We start from the raw sequence: 15,928 nt of genomic DNA on the forward strand, positions 1-15,928 counted from the left end.
ATAGCAGGATAGTAGTTTAATTGGAAAAACATTCCCACCAAAGGAAAAGTTTTGGGTTCGAGTCCCAACTATCCGCTAGGGTGTTAGCTCAATTGGAAGAGCGCCTGCCTGCCCGGCAGGAGGATGCAGGTTCGAGTCCTTGCACACCCTTTTTAAGATTCAAAAGTGCAAAGATCTAATCTTGGTAATTATTTATTAATTTACCTTTCTTTTGTAATAAATCCAAAAACAAAAACAAATGGTGTTAGTTCAATCTGGAAGAACGTCTGTCTACCATGCAGGAGGCTGCGGGTTCGAGTCCCGTACACCATACTTTTAAATTTTAGATACTGAGAATTTGCGGGGTATTTTTTATCTAAAAAAAGATTTTAAACAGGAAATCACAACTACTTAATTTGCCCAAAAGCACAGAAAAATTCTAATCTTGTAACGGATACACAAACAACAATTGCAGACCGTTTTGAGAAGGAATAACTTTAAAAGTTCCATTTATGCCTTCCATTCTTAAAGACATATTGGTCATACCGTTTCCTTTTTGATAAGCGTCAGATAGTCCAATTCCTTTATCAGAGATTGTAATGCTTAAAACAGCTTCACTTTGTTCAAATGCAATTAAAACCTCATTTGCCTGGCTGTGTTTGTATATATTATGTACAGCTTCTTTAACGGCTAAAAAAAGATTTCTTCGGGCTTTTACAGATAAATTAGTTTCTTTTTCAATAATATTCGAATTCAATTGAAACGTAATGTTGGTTTTATCTAAAAAACGTTTGACATACAAACTTGTATATTCTATAAAATTTCCAACAGTATCATTTTGCGAATTCAGGCTCCAGAGAATTTCCCTCATGGCGAGATTCATATCTTCTGAAGTTGTTATAATCGCTTCCAGATCTTCCGAAAAACTTTCTTCGGGCATTTTATATTTCAAAAACTCAGCCTGAAGTTTTATGGCCGAAATTCCGGCGCCTAAATCATCGTGCATATCCTGAGAAATACGTTCCCTTTCCAACTGAATTGCTTTTTGACGTTCTAATTCTTTTTGCAGTAATTGGTTTTGAAATTCGCTTTCTTTAAGTTGGTTTTCCTGTTGCTGAATGAGCTGTTTTTTATTGTAAATAAAAACAACCATAATGATAAAGCATACTAAAAGAAGCATCAAAATGATGGCAATAATATAGGTTAGTTTTATTTCTGGGGGCAGTTGTTTCATTTATTTAGGTTTTTGCGATTCTTTCATATTTTATCAAACCTTTGAAAAATAACAGATACATAATGCAATTTATTCCATATAGAAATTCTCTAAGTAAAATCAAGAATTCTTTGTCTTCAATATTTAAAAGATCTCTAGGAATGACTCTAAATATAAAAAAACAACTCCAGAGTAGTAAAGCAGTTGAAATCCAAAAATTAGGATCATCAGTAATCTTATCCTCAGATGTTAAAGTTATTTTTTGCAGAAACCACAGCATGCTGTATAAAATATAAAAAATAGGAAGTGCTGTCATTAAAACAAAACTTAGAGTTTGTTTTAGAAAAAACGATATTGGAATAATGCTTATTAAAAGAAAACCTGACAGCAGGTTCACTTTTTTTCTTAGATTTTTTTGGAACGATAGGTTATAGTAAAACCAAAAAAACAGAATACAAAATACGCAGTAAATATCATATTGAATGCTCAGTTCTGATTTTGGATTTATTAAAAGAATTATCCTGGAACCCAATTCTACAAGAAAAGTAACAAGGAGATATACAAACAAATAGTTCTGGCAGGAAAGATTAAATTTCCTAACCAAAACTATTGATTTTAACAATGTTAATAGTAGTATTATTTCATAAATGTAATTCATTAAGGTCTAAGGTTTCCTAGATCGTAACCGTCTCCCTGATCGTACGATGCTTTTCTTTTATTAAATAATACATGAACACAAAAAGCAATTCTTTTATCTCTTTTTGTAAAATGGGCTGAAAGGCTTGGATTTATATTGTTAGGACTGTACTGAAACATACTTAATTTTAAGCGATCAATATTAGGATAAGAATTTTTCATTTCATGTAAGAAACTATTAATGTCTTTTAGGGGATATGAAATTAAAGTATCTTTTTTATTTTCAGGATGAGTAGGTAATTTAGATCCTATAGCTTCCATAAAATCATTTTTCATGTCTCTGAAATCTTTCTTTACTATAGAATCATTTTCTAAAATATATAAGATATCATCGTCAATACGATTATTTATTTTAATTGGGCATTCTTCATTATCTGAAAAAGATAAGCCTAGATTTAACGATGTACCTTGTTGAATAAAATAAAATTTGCAACAAAGCTTGTCTTCATTATCTGAAAGTATCTCTTCAAATATTTTTAAATCTATTAAAAAGCTTTCAGTTAATCCTGCAATGTTTAATTTTTTATAGTTCTCAATAAAATCATCTTCTATTTCCTTATCAATTTTTTTTATGAAATCAATTCCGTCAATTTTTTTCTGGTTTAATTCTTGTGTGTCCATAGTTTTCTTAGTTTTTGGTGTTAAACTTATTAATAGCTTCAATTTTGTTGCTTACTTGTAACTTTCTATAGATATTGCCAATGTGTTTTTTAATGGTGTCGATGGTGACATTTTTTTTATCGGCAATTTCTTTATAAAGAAGCCCCTGCGCCAGCAGTTCAAGAACTTCTTTTTCGGTTACTGTCAGTAACAATAGGGTTTGTACCTGTACTTTTGTTTCCTGAAAATGTTGTAAAACACGCTTTGCAATTGCAAAACTCATAGGAGCGCCGCCTTTATGTGCTTCCTGAATCGCCTGAATTATCTTGTCCAGCGGATCTCCTTTTACAAGGTAACCGCTGGCACCAGCGCGAAGTGCCGAAAATATTTTTTCGTCGTTTTCAAAACTCGTGCACATAACAAAGGTTGTGCCCGGCATTAATTCGGTTAGTTTAAAGACTATATCAATACCTGATAAATCCTGCAGCTGAATATCCATTAAAACCACGTCTGGTTCTAAAGCTTCTAATTTTTGCAGCGCATTTTTACCATTAAAAAACTGAGCCACGCATTCCATATCATGTTGAAAATCGATGATATTTTTTAAGGCCTGATTGTAATTCTTATCATCTTCTACTATGGCTACTCGTATTTTCATGGCGTTACATTTTCTTTTACAAAGTTGTGCAATAAGTTCATTGACCGCAATTACCCTTTTGGGTGATATTAGAAATTAACTCAAAAAAAGACAAATGGTATTTATGGAATAAACTTACAAAAAATAATACACGAAATACAAAAAATAAAATATCACCCAAAAGGGTAATTGATTGATATACTGTTCTCAAAATACATTTGAAATGTTAACTAAAAACATTAGAAATCATGAAAAAATTAATTGTCACAATGTTTGTTTTTTTAATTAGTATTAATTTAATAAAAGCGCAGGATAAACCAACTAAATGTGAAAATTCGGTAACATCTTTTGATGCTAATATGAAAGGTAAGATTACGAGTCAAGTAAGAACGGCTCATCAGTATTATATCTTTAGTAGTGACCCGAATGCCGGAAATACTTATGAACAAAGAACTTCAAATTTGCAAAAAGAAATAATTAAAACTTTTCAAGCCTTTATGAAAGTTCGAAGAGAAGAATATAGAAAGACAAGGTGTTATTATTATAAAACAGATTGGAATAAGGGAGGTAATAGCAGCTATAGAACCTTAACAGTTCAGCCTGGATTTTATTTATTGACAGCAACATTAAAAAGAACAATGAATGGAGATTGGAAAAAGGGACCATATTGGCAGCCTAACGAAACTTCGCCAACCTCAATAAGATGGAAAACCGGAGGGCATAGGAGAAATGAAACATTTGTTGATATTCAAGCTATTTATAGAGAAGATTATATTAAAACTACTATAGTAAATGAACTAAATCAAGCAAGAAAGGAGCTTAATGACTTAGGAATTCCTACAGAAATCCCTCCATTTTTAGAAGAATAAAATTATCATCTAATAACAGAACTTAAAATTGTTTATTAGTGAAACAAAATGCACAAAGTCTAAAGGTGATTTTGTGCATTTTTAGTAAAATACAATATCACCCAAAAGGGTAATTGATTGATATACTGTTCTCAGGATACATTTGAAATGTTAACTAAAAACATTAGAAATCATGAAAACAACCTTATTTTTTTATTTTTTATTCTTCGGAATAATTGGCTATAGTCAAGTGAAAACTAAAGTCATAGTAGTTGATTTAGGAACTCCGCATAAAGAGACTATCCGAATTTGTGAAGATATATCATGCACAACTCCTGACAAATGTAAAAGCAAATGGCTTTCGATAAAAGCAAGAGAAATGGTTTCAATTAAATTAACTAATATAAATTCTGTAAGATATACTTATAAAATTGATACAAAAAACATTTCCTTCTATGATAAAGAAAATCAGGCAAATGAAGTATTTACAGGAGCTTTAAAAGAAGCAAATAAACTAAGCGAAAAAAATATAACGCAAATGGCTCTAAATCCCTTATCTATAGCTGATATTTCTGGAAATAATAAAAGTTTAAACGCTGATATATCTAATTTGAATAATAATGTAGATCTTTTGTATACAACTTTGAAACAGAAAACTGCACTTGAAGAAAAAGACTATTTTAATGAAAGAATATTATTGCTTGATGAGGCTAAAAGAATATATGCAGAGAATGATGCTTTAGTAAAAGATTTGGAACGATTTATTGGAAAACCAAAATATTCGGCAGTAAAAACTGAATTAGATCAAACCAAAAAAGAAATTGAAAAGACAATGAAAGAAATTACACAAAAATTCTATACTATAGAATTAGTAGTTTACACATTGCCTGTTGATGTCCAAGGTAAAAATATTGATGCTCTAGAATTTAGATTGCATCGTACCGATAAAGAGACAAAAGAAGAAGATCTTAGTTTTGCTTCAACTCCTTATAATATATGGATTAAAGGAGGTTTTAAAATCGATGTAAGTGCAGGAATTTTTGCAACTTCATTGTTTGATGACGAATTTGATAAACGAGATGATCCAGCAATTGCAGGAAATAAAATCATTACTTTAAAAAATGGAGGAGATTATGATTTAGCGTTAGGATCAACTATTAATGCTTATGTGAGGCTGAATTCTTGGGTAGTTCCCACAATTAATTTAGGTGCAGTATTTACCCAAAATGAGAAAATACAAATATTGTTTGGCGGCGGTGTTATATTAGGAAAACAGGAACGTATAATTTTAACTGGTGGTATATCTATGGGGAAAGTAAATAGAATTGCCGATTCTTATAATGTTGGAGGCTCGTATAATTTAGGAGATTCAGGAGATGTTCCCACCCAGAATCAGTTCAAATTCGGCCATTTTTTTGGGATAACTTATAATTTATCCAAAGTTAAAAAAATCAGTCTCGATAAAGGAATCGAACAAAACTAGATATAGAGACTTTCTATTTTGGTAAAAGAAATTATTCAACCAATAAAAACTCAAACCCCGCAAATACCAATTTGCGGGGTATTTTTTTGTCTTTAAATCGTACTTTTAAATCGTAAGATTTTTTAACTTTTAAAAGACATTCTTTTAAGAAAAAATCGTTTTAAAATTCTTACATTACCGCCTCAAAAAATAAAAGCCAGTAAAGATGAATATAAGCATCTCAGTTAAACAATTAGGAAAAAAACATCCGTTGCTTCAGGAAAAAAGTATCGCTTTGGCCATAGAAAATCCTGTTATTACCACACAAAAAATCATAGAATCTATTGTAGATCATCAGGTACAATTGTTCCGTTCTTCGTCGTTTGAGTTTGAAGACGAAGACAAAATCCATCTTCCCAAAGAAAATTACCTTCCCATTCTTACCGATACCGGAAAAGTTGGTTTCGGTGCGATTTACAATCACAATCAGGTAGATGTAGCAAAAGCACAGGAAAATGCAATCGTAGCGTTTGAAGATGGATTGTATGCCGTTTTCTATGGAGACGATCAACTGGAAACACTTTCAGAAGAAATCGATTTATCTCAAAATAAAAACCTCACGTTTATCAGGCTGACTTTCTTGGCGGGGAGTTACTGGTGATTAAATTCCAATTTTTAAAATTCCAAATTCCAATTGCAATGTCAATATCAAAAATCAATTGCAATATCAAATCAAGATTGGGCGCAATCAAGATAATCTAAAATCTACAGTCTAAAATCTAAAATAAAAACAATCTAAAATAATACCCATGACGATAGAAGATCTTTTAAAAAGTAAAGCAATCGAAAATCCGATTAAGAGATTTAAAAAAGAACTGGAAGAAATTGTAAACAGCAATCTGGTTACTAAATTATTTTCTGGATCAAAACTGAAAAAAGAAGTGGCAGAGTTTGGTCTCGAACTCTTGAAACTTCAGGACAATTATTACAGCAATTATATTTCGCTAGGTTCTAAAGAAGCCGAAAAGTTTGCGACTTTGGTAAAAGAGAACATCTGGGAAGATAAAAATTACTACGATTTACTGCTTTACTTTTTTGGCGAAGAAAATGCTTCGTACGTAAAAGAAGCCTGGAACAGACTGCCTCAAAAAATGTATCAGACGGGTTATTCGCGAAGAGCTTTTAGAGCGCCGAATCATAAAAGTTATTTACTTGTAAATCAGATCAATTTTCTGCGTTCTCTGCTCAACGGACCTTTCAAATACAATTATCAGGATAGCAGTACTTTTTATTACAATTTAAGTATCGAAGATGAAATTCGTTACGATACAGAGATTTCAAATTCGATCAATAAATTCATGGTTTGGTCTTCGGCACTCGATGCTGAAAAAGAAGGGCTTTATCAATTGTTTGAAGATATTATTTTCAATAAAGATACACATGGAAAAGTATCCAGAAATATCATCAAAGCACTTTTAAACAGCGAAAAACAACAAAATTGGGAGTTGGTAGAAAAACTGCTTTTAGCTGCACAACGTCAGGAAGGTTTGCGCCAGACTATTCTCGAAGCTTTAGACGAAACGAGTATCGGCGCTTTGCAATACATGATTAAAGTGCTTATTGATAATAAGCTAACGCGTTTTTCATCGGTTGTAAGAGCAATCGATACGTGGACAGGTTTAGGCTGGGATTCTGAAAAAGAAACGACCGTTCGCAACATTATCGAGTTGGCTTCGGGTTATTTTTCAAAACCAGAAACAATTCCAACTGGCGTTAAAAGCAAAAACAATAATGAAGTCTATATGGCGCTTTGGGTTCAGGGCGTTTTAGATGTGGAGAAAACCGTTCCGTATCTGCACGAATTATTAGAAAAAGGTTCGGTCGAAAAGAAATCTTTGGCGCTGAAATTTGCAGGAGAAACCAACGATCCGTACATCGAAATGCCGTTGTATTTTAAAGCTTTAGGCGACGAAAATCTACAAGTTTTGGCTTTTGCCGTTCCTAGAATGAATATGTTGCTGGAAGCGAATACAAAATCGAAATTCTATATCGAAAACGCGGATTATCCGAACTTCTTTGATAAAGTGTACAATCTGGCACAAAGCATTACCGAGAAAGAAAAAACTTTTGAAGGAAAGGTGTTTTCTTGGTTGAATGTAAAGTTTGAACGTGATACACTTTATGCTTCGGCCATTAATTTGGTTGGCGATAACAACGAAAGATTAGAAGCGGTTTTACAGCATTTTGAAGGTTTCTCAATCAATTTAAGAGAGAAACTGACCAGAAATTTATTGGGAAGTTTTTATAGTTATTCGTACTACAGTAATCAAAACAATCAAACCAAAGCAGAACCAACTGAATTCCAGAGAAATTTTGCCTTACGTATTTTAAAAGACAGAGGAGAATCTCTTGTGGCTTCGGCCGTTAATGTTTTAAAAGATTTGAGTTTAACAGAAGAGGAACTGGCGATTTTTCAGGAAATGTTTAAACGTAAAAATTCCAATTTAAAGAAAAACCTAACGTCGATTCTAATCAAACAAGAAGATCAAAAAGTAGTCAATTTTGTGGATCAGACCATAGAAAAAGGCGATTTAGAACAGCGTATGTCTATGTTGGATGTTATGTTGCAACTTCAGAAAAACAACAAACTGACGGATAAAGTAAACGACTGGGTTCAGGATTATCTGAAAAGACCAAAAATTACGGAAAAGGAAAGCAAGTTTATAGAACAGTTAGAACCGTCTAAAAAGCAAGATTTATTAAGTGCAGAAAACGGTTACGGATTTTTTACGCCAAACGAAATTTCAGCTTATGAATTGCCAAAACCAAAAACAGATTCGTTATATGCAAAAGCGATAAAAGAACATCAATACGGTTTTTCCAAATCGATGTCGCATATTAAAGACGAAATTGCGAAGCTTTATCAATTGTTTGAAGAAAACAGAAATTATGAATACGAAATTGAAAACTACGATAACAGCAAATCGAGTGTTTTATTGGGGAATACTTTTAGTCAATTAAAAAATCTCAAGGACGATAAGAATTCAGAATTAGCAGCAACTAATTATCCGTTGTATGAAGTTTGGGAAAACTGGTTTACAAAATCGGGTCTTGCTAATAGAGATTTGTTTTTGATGACAATGGTAAACAATTGCGATCGAAAAATCTGGAGAGATTTTCTGGAGAAACATGTTTTTTATTATAAAGAATTATTGCCACACCAAAACAAAAGAGGTTACGATTGGGATAATGCAATCTTGAATATTCTAAACGCATTGCAAATAAAATATGCATTTGAAGAAAAAGCCGATTTCTTAATTGATGCTTGCAGTACTTTGTATGCTAATCTTCCAGAATCTGTAAAAGAGTTTGAATATGTACCGGGTAAAAATGAGTATTATTACAACAATGACAACGGAAACGGCTGGCAGAACCAAGGTTTCTTTGATATTTATCTGAATAAAATTGGTTTAGTTGATTTAACAGAAGAACAAAATGCCAAGGTTTGGAATTTGTACAGATGGAGACAATTGAACGGTTTGGAGAAAAATATCGCGGTTACAAAACCACCAATTCATTTGTATTGTGTTGCTTTTGAACAAAAATTAATTACCGAAGGCGAATTGTACGAAGGTATTTTAGAACCTGAAAGAATTTCGGTCTTAACCAGCGAAACCAAACATTACAGACATTTTGGAAGCGAAGATTTAATTAAAAAGTTTCCGTTTTTGGTTCCGATGATTGATAAAATCAGAGAAACGTTTTTGGATGTTGAGGTGAAACGAGGAGATTCTAATACAACTGTAACGCATTTGGTGCAGAGTTTCCAGAAGATTTTTGGAGCCAATCGTTTGGCCGAATTGATTACCGCACTCGGAAAAGCAAGTTTGTACAAAGGTTATATCTATTCGTGGAGTTACACCGATTTAACGAAACAAAAATTATTTAGTTTCTTATTGAAAAGATGTTATCCGTTAGCAACAGATACTCAGGAAAGTTTTAATGCTTTAATTAAAAAAGCCAAAATCTCTGAAGAAAGACTAATTCAGACTGCAATTTATGCACCTCAATGGCAAAAGTTTATCAGCAGTTATTTGGATTGGAATGGTCTGGACGAAGGAATCTGGTGGTTTCATGCGCATACCAAAACGGCATCTTATAGTGCTGCAAATTCAGAACTGGAAAGTGAAGCAGCAAGATTTTCGACTTTAGACCTGCAAGATTTTAAAGATGGAGCAGTCGACAAAGATTGGTTTACATCGGCTTACAAAAAATTAGGAAAAGCAAAATGGGAACTTTTATACGAATCTGCCAAATATGTAACAGACGGAAATGGTCAAAGGCGTGCGCGATTGTATGCTGATACGATTACAGGCGATTTGAAAATTAGAGAAGTAACGGCAAAAGTAAAAGACAAACGCGATCAGGATTATTTAAGAGTTTACGGATTGGTGCCTTTGAGTAAAACTAGTCCAGAAAAAGATATTTTATCTCGTTACGAATATTTACAGCAGTTTAAAAAAGAAAGTAAAGAATTTGGTTCGATGAAGCAGGCGAGTGAGGCTTTGGCAATTCGTGTAGCTTTAGAGAATTTGGCGAGAAATGCGGGATATCCAGATCCTGTTCGTTTGACATGGGCGATGGAAACGAAACAAGTTCAGAATATTTTGTCTAAAGAAACAGAAATAAAACTAGATGATATTACGGTAAGTCTTGTAATTAATAAAGAAGGAAAAGCCGATCTGGTTACTTTTAAAGGTGATAAAGAAATAAAAGCGATTCCAGCCAAATACAAAAAAGACAAAGGCATTCTGGAATTAACCGCTTACAGAAAAACGATGCGTGAACAATGGACACGTTCGAGAAAAGGTTTAGAAGAAAGTATGATTCGTGGAGATGAGTTTTTATTCGCAGAAATGCAAAACCTTTTTGAGCATCCGATTATTTCGAAACATCTGGAGAAACTGGTTTTTATTTCTAATGACAATCAGATTGGTTTTTATGTTGACGGGAATCTGATTTCGGCTTTGGGAGAAATGATTTCGCTAAACGAAAATCAGACTTTTAGAATTGCGCATTGTTTCGATTTACATAAAAACGGCGTTTGGGTTGATTTTCAATCGTATTGTTTTGATAATAAAGTGCAACAGCCGTTTAAACAGATTTTCAGAGAATTGTATGTTCCAACGCCAGACGAGTTGAAAGAAAAATCAATTTCAAGACGTTACGCAGGTCATCAGGTTCAGCCAAACCAAACTTTGGCATTACTGAAAACAAGAGGCTGGAAAGTAGATTACGAAGAAGGATTGCAGAAAGTTTTCCATAAGGAAGGCTATCAGGTAAAAATGTATGCCATGGCCGATTGGTTTTCGCCAGCAGATGTAGAAAGTCCGACTTTAGAAACGATTGAATTTCATTCGTTAAAGGATTATAAAAACATTGCTTTTGAAGATATCAATCCGAGGATTTTCTCAGAAGTAATGCGCGATATTGATTTGGTAGTAAGTATTGCTCATGTTGGAGGTGTAGATCCGGAAGCAAGCCATTCTTCTATCGAAATGCGAGCGGTTTTACTAAGAGAAACATTGCGATTATTTAAAGTCAAAAATGTGGAAATTAAAGAAAATCATGCGATCATAAAAGGAAAACTTGCAGAGTATAGCGTGCATTTAGGAAGTGCAGTTGTACACCAAATGCCAGGTAAATATTTGTCGATTTTACCAATTCATTCACAGCATAGAGGACGTTTGTTCCTGCCATTTGCAGATGATGATCCGAAATCGGCTGAGGTAATGTCTAAAGTTTTATTGTTTGCTAAAGATGATGAAATTCAGGACCCGACTATTTTGAGTCAGATTGATAAGACATATGTTTAGAATATAATTGATACTAATATAATGAAAAAAAGTCTCAAATACATTGATGGAAATTCAGATAAATTCTGGGAAATAAACGTGACAGGATTTGAATTTACGGTTAAATACGGTAAAAATGGAACCGCAGGAACTTCGCAGACAAAAAGTTTTGCTACAGACGAAGAATGCCTGAGAACCGCCGAAAGATTAGTAAACGAAAAACTGAAAAAAGGATATTCTGAAAGCGGAGAAGTTACCGTGGCTTCAAAACCTAAGTCGGTAAAAGGTGCTGGCGTTGCCGCTGTTTTAGAGGAATACGACGCTATTATCAAAGCAAAAGATATCGATTTGATGCTTCCTTTTTTAAAAGAAAATTCAAAAGGAAATATCGAAGCTTTAAAAAAGCACATCAAAAAAAATAAAAAATACTGGACGCAATACATCGATTTATCAAAAGAACCGGAATTTCTAAAAAAGAATAAAACCAATAACAATTGGGGTTCTTCGTGGGGAACAAGAGGCGATCATAAACAAAAAGAAATTATTACCCTGAGCGGCATTGCCTTGTTTGACAAAGCCGATATTAATTCGTGGGATGAAGCCCTGCAATTATTAGACGAAGCCGATATTAAACCCTATGTATTGGAAACCTTATTATGGGCAAAACCAAACTGGCTCGAAACTTTTATTCTCGAAAAAGTAAGAAGATCAGACTGGCTGAGTTTTAATTACCATATTCTGCGTCAGTTTGAAGAACAGGGATTAATACAATTCAATCCGGAATTGTATGCTTTATGTCTTGCCAATACCAACGAATGGCGTGCGAAAGTAAAAACCAGAGTTTTTATTGCCAAGGTTTTAGAAGATAAAAAAACGTATCAAAGAGATATTCCAGAGCTGTTTAATTACGAAACTATTCTGCATAATATTTTCTTTAGAGATAACGACGATCAAAAATACGATGAGTTCAGCACTTGGGCCATTATTTACAAAGAGTTATTAGACCAAAAAAAGATGGATCGCGCTTTGTTTTTCGAAAACGCCATCCAGATTCAAACCAAAGAATGGAATAACAACATTAAATCGTTTTTTAGAAAAAGAATCGAAGAATTTAATGCCACAGAAGACGAACTAATCTTATATCAGGAAAATATATTTTCGCTTTTGCACAATGCGTATCCGCCAATTACGAGTTACGGAATCGAATTGGTGAAGAAAATCTACACGCATCCAAAATTCAAAACCAAATCATTTTTAGAATGGCTCGAGCCAATGATGATGCGAAGCGACTGCAAAGCGGGAATAAAAAGCGCTTTGCCAATTTTAGAAAAAATAAGCAAAGCCAATCCGAAGTTAAATAATCAGATTGCATCCATAATAGCTGATATTTATGTAATCGCCGATTTAACGCTGCAGGAACGCGCAAGTAAAATCCTTGTAAAATTAGCTTCCGCAAAAGATAAAGTTTTAAAAGAAAAACTGTCTTCGTATACTTCATTAATGCAGGGGAATATCAAATCTGGTTTAAGTCAGTTTCTGGATGAAGAGGCATTAACTGATGATAATTCTGGTTTTGAAGAATATCAGTTTGAAACTAAAAAAGAATCGCTTTTAACCGAAGAAGTAACTCTACCGCAGGATTGGAACGAAATTTTGTTTCAGTTTGGAAATTTCATTGCATCAGAAGAAGTTTTGGATACCGAAATTTTGATGAATACTTATATCCAGCAAAGAGATTTATTTCCAGCCGATTACAGCGCGCAGTTGCAGCCGTACGAAAAACAGCTTAACAAACACTATTTTGAAAGTGTTCATAAGAATTACATGAAATTCTTTTTGTCTCAGAAAATTGCCAATATAAAGAGCAGTTTTGATACTAAAAACGGACATTATCTAAAAATAAATACGCTTACTTTAATCAAGCCTTTGTTAGATAAAGTACAGCAGAAAATAGAATCCAATTCGAAACTGCCAATGCTTTCTTTCCCAAGTCATAAACCATATTGGGTAGCTCCAAAAGTTTTAGTAGAAAGAATAATTGCGTATCAAAAAGCTGGTGAAGAAATTGACTCTCTGGATTTAGCGATTGCAATTGCCAGAATGCCAAGAGAAAATACCGAAGAAGCTATTTCGTTATTAGATCAAATCGAAGGCGAAGTAAAAGCTTTATTGTCGTTTGCGTTAGGCACAACTAATAAAATGGAGATTACTTCAGAATCGTTAGTTTCTAAAGCTTTGGCTGCTTTAGGCAAAACAACAAAAGAAAGCGGAAAACTGTCTTTATGGGCAGTTACAGCAAGAACATTTTATCCAGACGACACATTTGCCGAATTTGAAAATACCTATTTAAAAGAAGTTCCGTTTGTGGTTTCGCCTTTCCAAACCGAATTTTCGTTTAAAGAAAAATGGAACGAATGGAAACACTACAAAACCGGAGAAAGAGAAAGATCGCCGTCGTGGTATGAACTTCGTTTTGAACTGCCTCAATACACCAAAACGCCAAATTATTTATTATACAGTCTCGATATTTACAAAAGATCAAACAGCTGGGATTATAATTTAAACTACGCCGGAAATACCTTTTACTGGCACAGTTTAACGCCGCAGAATCCAGATGCTTTGGCAATGACTTTATTAAATAACTGTATTATTCCGGATGGTTCTAAACCGGAATTAAGAGGTTTTATTGATGTTATAAACAGACCTGAATTTAGATTTTCTGAAAACGTTTTGTTTTTATTCGCACTTTGTTTCTTTCAGGAAAAGAAAGACCTGCGTTTATTGGCATCTGAAACTTTAATTAATTTAATCGAAAAACAAGTTATCGATATTGAAAAATTTGCCGAAAAAGCCGCTTTTACAGCCACAGGAAAATACGGCGCTTTTTCAAGATTAACAGACGGTATAATTGCTTTAAAAGATATTTCGCCTTTGCATAACAGCGCGTTACTGCAGTTTTTTAATGCTTTCTTTGCTAATCTTGATGTAAAAGAAAAGCTGCCGACAAACTTCAAAAAAATGGTAGAAAATTATGTCGATGTTTTAATCAAAACCAATCAAAAACCATCAGAAAAAGCCATCGCATTTTTTGAACAATGGAAAGATAATGCTTCGCTTAAATCGTTGATTAAGCAAATTTTAAAATAAAGAAAATGACAGATTTAGAATATAATTATAAAGGAGTTTCGACTTACAGCAAAACAAAAGGTATTAATAATCTCGTTTTGGCACATCAAACCGAAATAGAAGAAGTAAACAATATTCCGTGTTTTTTCTGGGGAAGTCTTACAGACCCGTATGTTACGGCAAAATGCTGGAGTACGATTGCCAAAGTCGTTCGCTCAAGTTTTGGACCAATTCCGCCAAGTCTGCGCGATCCAATTGTTTCTGCCGGATCAGAAAGGCTTCGTTTTGAAGGATTTTCTTCCTGCAACGGCGTTTACGTACGATTAGATATGAAACCCGAAGCTGTAGACGGCGAATTTATAGCAAATGGGACAACAAACGTCGATTTTAACGATCCAATGCTGAATGCTTTAAACGCCATTCAAAAAAACGAAAAAGTAACCTTAGCTGTTGGTCAACAGGATGTTCAGGTTATAACCAGCAAAGCAAAAGTAGTAGAGAAAAAAGTTACACTGCCGCCAAGATGGATAAAAGGTTTAACGAGCGTTCAGTTGTATTTAGCTGATATGGATTTGAAATTCGAACTTAATAAAATTCAAACCATTCAGTTATTTCAAAGTCTGCCAAAGGGAAGCGTAAAAGGCGATTTCTTTATTACAAAAAGAGCTGGAAAATTTATGTTTTCGACTTTAGCAACTGCCGACAGTGTTAGAATTGGTGGTGTACAAAGACTGCGTTTGTTAGAAGGAATTCTTTCAATAGTCGATAAAATCTTCGTTTACGAATCATCAGATAAACAAACCTGTTCGATTGTATGCGAGTTTGGAAAAATGCAGTTATTAATGGCATTTTCTCCAGATTCTTATCGCGGATTTTCAGGAGAAGGAAATGTACTGGAAACGATGACTGAAAATTTGCCAATGGAATGGGTTTATGGTTTAAATAGTTTGCTGAAATCAAACGAAATGTTTGACCCAACAATGCTTTCTATAGAGAATGATATTGATTTTGGAACGATGGATAATCTGACTTCTAATTTATCTTCAATGGGATTGTTAGGATATGATTTAAGTGAAAAAGCACATTTTTACAGACGTCTTCCGTTTAAAACAGAAAGAATTTTGTCTTTAAATCCAAGACTTAAAAATGCCAAAAAATTAATTGATAATGAAGAAGTGGAAATTACAGAACGCAGAGCAGATTATATCGAAGCAAAAGTAAAAGGCTCAGGCGTGGTGCATAAAGTAATAATCGACAGTAATTCTCAAAAATGTACCTGCGATTGGTTTACGGCATATCAAGGAAAAAGAGGAATCTGTAAGCATATTTTAGCAGTAAAAATGACCATTTCATAAAAGGGGAAAATGTTTGTTTTTTAAAATTTTTAACAAATTTTGTTAAATTGTGAAATAAAAAGCTACATTTGTTCCCGTAATTAAAAATAGAAAAATACATATGACACTTTCAGCAGCAAAATATTTTGACCATTTAGCAGGATCACTTCCGGCTAAA

Annotated in this window: 10 protein-coding genes and 3 tRNA genes; 9 read left to right on the top strand and 4 right to left on the bottom strand. The window is 33.5% G+C overall.

The genetic code is table 11. The features are described 5' to 3' along the window. Positions 1-3: 3 nt before the first annotated feature. The 3 genes from ABD859_RS17880 to ABD859_RS17890 all read left to right on the top strand — a co-directional run bounded on the left by ABD859_RS17880 (position 4) and on the right by ABD859_RS17890 (position 312). A tRNA-Trp gene (locus tag ABD859_RS17880) sits at positions 4-77 on the top strand. Continuing rightward, positions 78-151 (top strand) — tRNA-Gly (locus tag ABD859_RS17885). Positions 152-238: 87 nt separating this feature from the next. Further along, positions 239-312, top strand: a tRNA-Gly gene (locus ABD859_RS17890). A gap of 106 nt (positions 313-418) precedes the next feature. On the opposite strand, the gene ABD859_RS17895 is transcribed toward ABD859_RS17890, so the two are convergent. The 4 genes from ABD859_RS17895 to ABD859_RS17910 all read right to left on the bottom strand — a co-directional run bounded on the left by ABD859_RS17895 (position 419) and on the right by ABD859_RS17910 (position 3,146). Continuing rightward, on the bottom strand, positions 419-1,213 hold the full coding sequence (locus ABD859_RS17895; RefSeq protein WP_345145951.1) for a sensor histidine kinase: 795 nt from the start codon (positions 1,211-1,213) through the stop codon (positions 419-421). A 4-nt stretch (positions 1,214-1,217) separates the two neighbouring features. After that, the gene (locus ABD859_RS17900; protein WP_345145952.1) at positions 1,218-1,508 is read right to left on the bottom strand and encodes a hypothetical protein; all 291 of its coding nucleotides are present in this window, start codon (positions 1,506-1,508) and stop codon (positions 1,218-1,220) included. Positions 1,509-1,849: 341 nt separating this feature from the next. Then, the gene (locus tag ABD859_RS17905; protein ID WP_345145953.1) at positions 1,850-2,509 is read right to left on the bottom strand and encodes a hypothetical protein; all 660 of its coding nucleotides are present in this window, start codon (positions 2,507-2,509) and stop codon (positions 1,850-1,852) included. 7 nt (positions 2,510-2,516) lie between these two features. Then, entirely contained in the window at positions 2,517-3,146 is a 630-nt protein-coding gene (locus ABD859_RS17910) for a response regulator transcription factor (RefSeq protein ID WP_345145954.1), read from the bottom strand. Between the two features lie 227 nt (positions 3,147-3,373). Between ABD859_RS17910 and ABD859_RS17915 the strand changes: the two genes are divergently transcribed. From ABD859_RS17915 to ABD859_RS17940, 6 genes are all read left to right on the top strand, one after another. Then, the gene (locus tag ABD859_RS17915) at positions 3,374-3,994 is read left to right on the top strand and encodes a hypothetical protein (protein WP_345145955.1); all 621 of its coding nucleotides are present in this window, start codon (positions 3,374-3,376) and stop codon (positions 3,992-3,994) included. A 172-nt stretch (positions 3,995-4,166) separates the two neighbouring features. Then, positions 4,167-5,456, top strand: a complete 1,290-nt coding sequence (locus ABD859_RS17920; protein WP_345145956.1) for a hypothetical protein — start codon at positions 4,167-4,169, stop codon at positions 5,454-5,456. Positions 5,457-5,661: 205 nt separating this feature from the next. Then, on the top strand, positions 5,662-6,096 hold the full coding sequence (locus ABD859_RS17925) for a hypothetical protein (RefSeq protein WP_345145957.1): 435 nt from the start codon (positions 5,662-5,664) through the stop codon (positions 6,094-6,096). A 148-nt stretch (positions 6,097-6,244) separates the two neighbouring features. Next, on the top strand, positions 6,245-11,311 hold the full coding sequence (locus ABD859_RS17930) for a DUF4132 domain-containing protein (RefSeq protein ID WP_345145958.1): 5,067 nt from the start codon (positions 6,245-6,247) through the stop codon (positions 11,309-11,311). A gap of 21 nt (positions 11,312-11,332) precedes the next feature. After that, positions 11,333-14,437: a DUF6493 family protein gene (locus tag ABD859_RS17935; RefSeq protein WP_345145959.1), complete on the top strand. Its 3,105-nt coding sequence runs from the start codon at positions 11,333-11,335 to the stop codon at positions 14,435-14,437. A gap of 5 nt (positions 14,438-14,442) precedes the next feature. Then, positions 14,443-15,771, top strand: a complete 1,329-nt coding sequence (locus ABD859_RS17940; protein ID WP_345145960.1) for an SWIM zinc finger family protein — start codon at positions 14,443-14,445, stop codon at positions 15,769-15,771. Positions 15,772-15,928: the final 157 nt, after the last annotated feature.

Origin of the sequence: Flavobacterium ginsengiterrae (genome assembly GCF_039539785.1) — a bacterium.
Lineage (GTDB): Bacteria > Bacteroidota > Bacteroidia > Flavobacteriales > Flavobacteriaceae > Flavobacterium > Flavobacterium ginsengiterrae.

Coding starts and splice junctions, on each gene's coding strand:
- ABD859_RS17910 (WP_345145954.1), bottom strand. CDS start 3,146: ATGAAAATACGAGTAGCCATAGTAGAAGATGATAAGAATTACAATCAG.
- ABD859_RS17930 (WP_345145958.1), top strand. CDS start 6,245: ATGACGATAGAAGATCTTTTAAAAAGTAAAGCAATCGAAAATCCGATT.
- ABD859_RS17915 (WP_345145955.1), top strand. CDS start 3,374: ATGAAAAAATTAATTGTCACAATGTTTGTTTTTTTAATTAGTATTAAT.
- ABD859_RS17925 (WP_345145957.1), top strand. CDS start 5,662: ATGAATATAAGCATCTCAGTTAAACAATTAGGAAAAAAACATCCGTTG.
- ABD859_RS17935 (WP_345145959.1), top strand. CDS start 11,333: ATGAAAAAAAGTCTCAAATACATTGATGGAAATTCAGATAAATTCTGG.
- ABD859_RS17920 (WP_345145956.1), top strand. CDS start 4,167: ATGAAAACAACCTTATTTTTTTATTTTTTATTCTTCGGAATAATTGGC.
- ABD859_RS17895 (WP_345145951.1), bottom strand. CDS start 1,213: ATGAAACAACTGCCCCCAGAAATAAAACTAACCTATATTATTGCCATC.
- ABD859_RS17940 (WP_345145960.1), top strand. CDS start 14,443: ATGACAGATTTAGAATATAATTATAAAGGAGTTTCGACTTACAGCAAA.
- ABD859_RS17905 (WP_345145953.1), bottom strand. CDS start 2,509: ATGGACACACAAGAATTAAACCAGAAAAAAATTGACGGAATTGATTTC.
- ABD859_RS17900 (WP_345145952.1), bottom strand. CDS start 1,508: ATGACAGCACTTCCTATTTTTTATATTTTATACAGCATGCTGTGGTTT.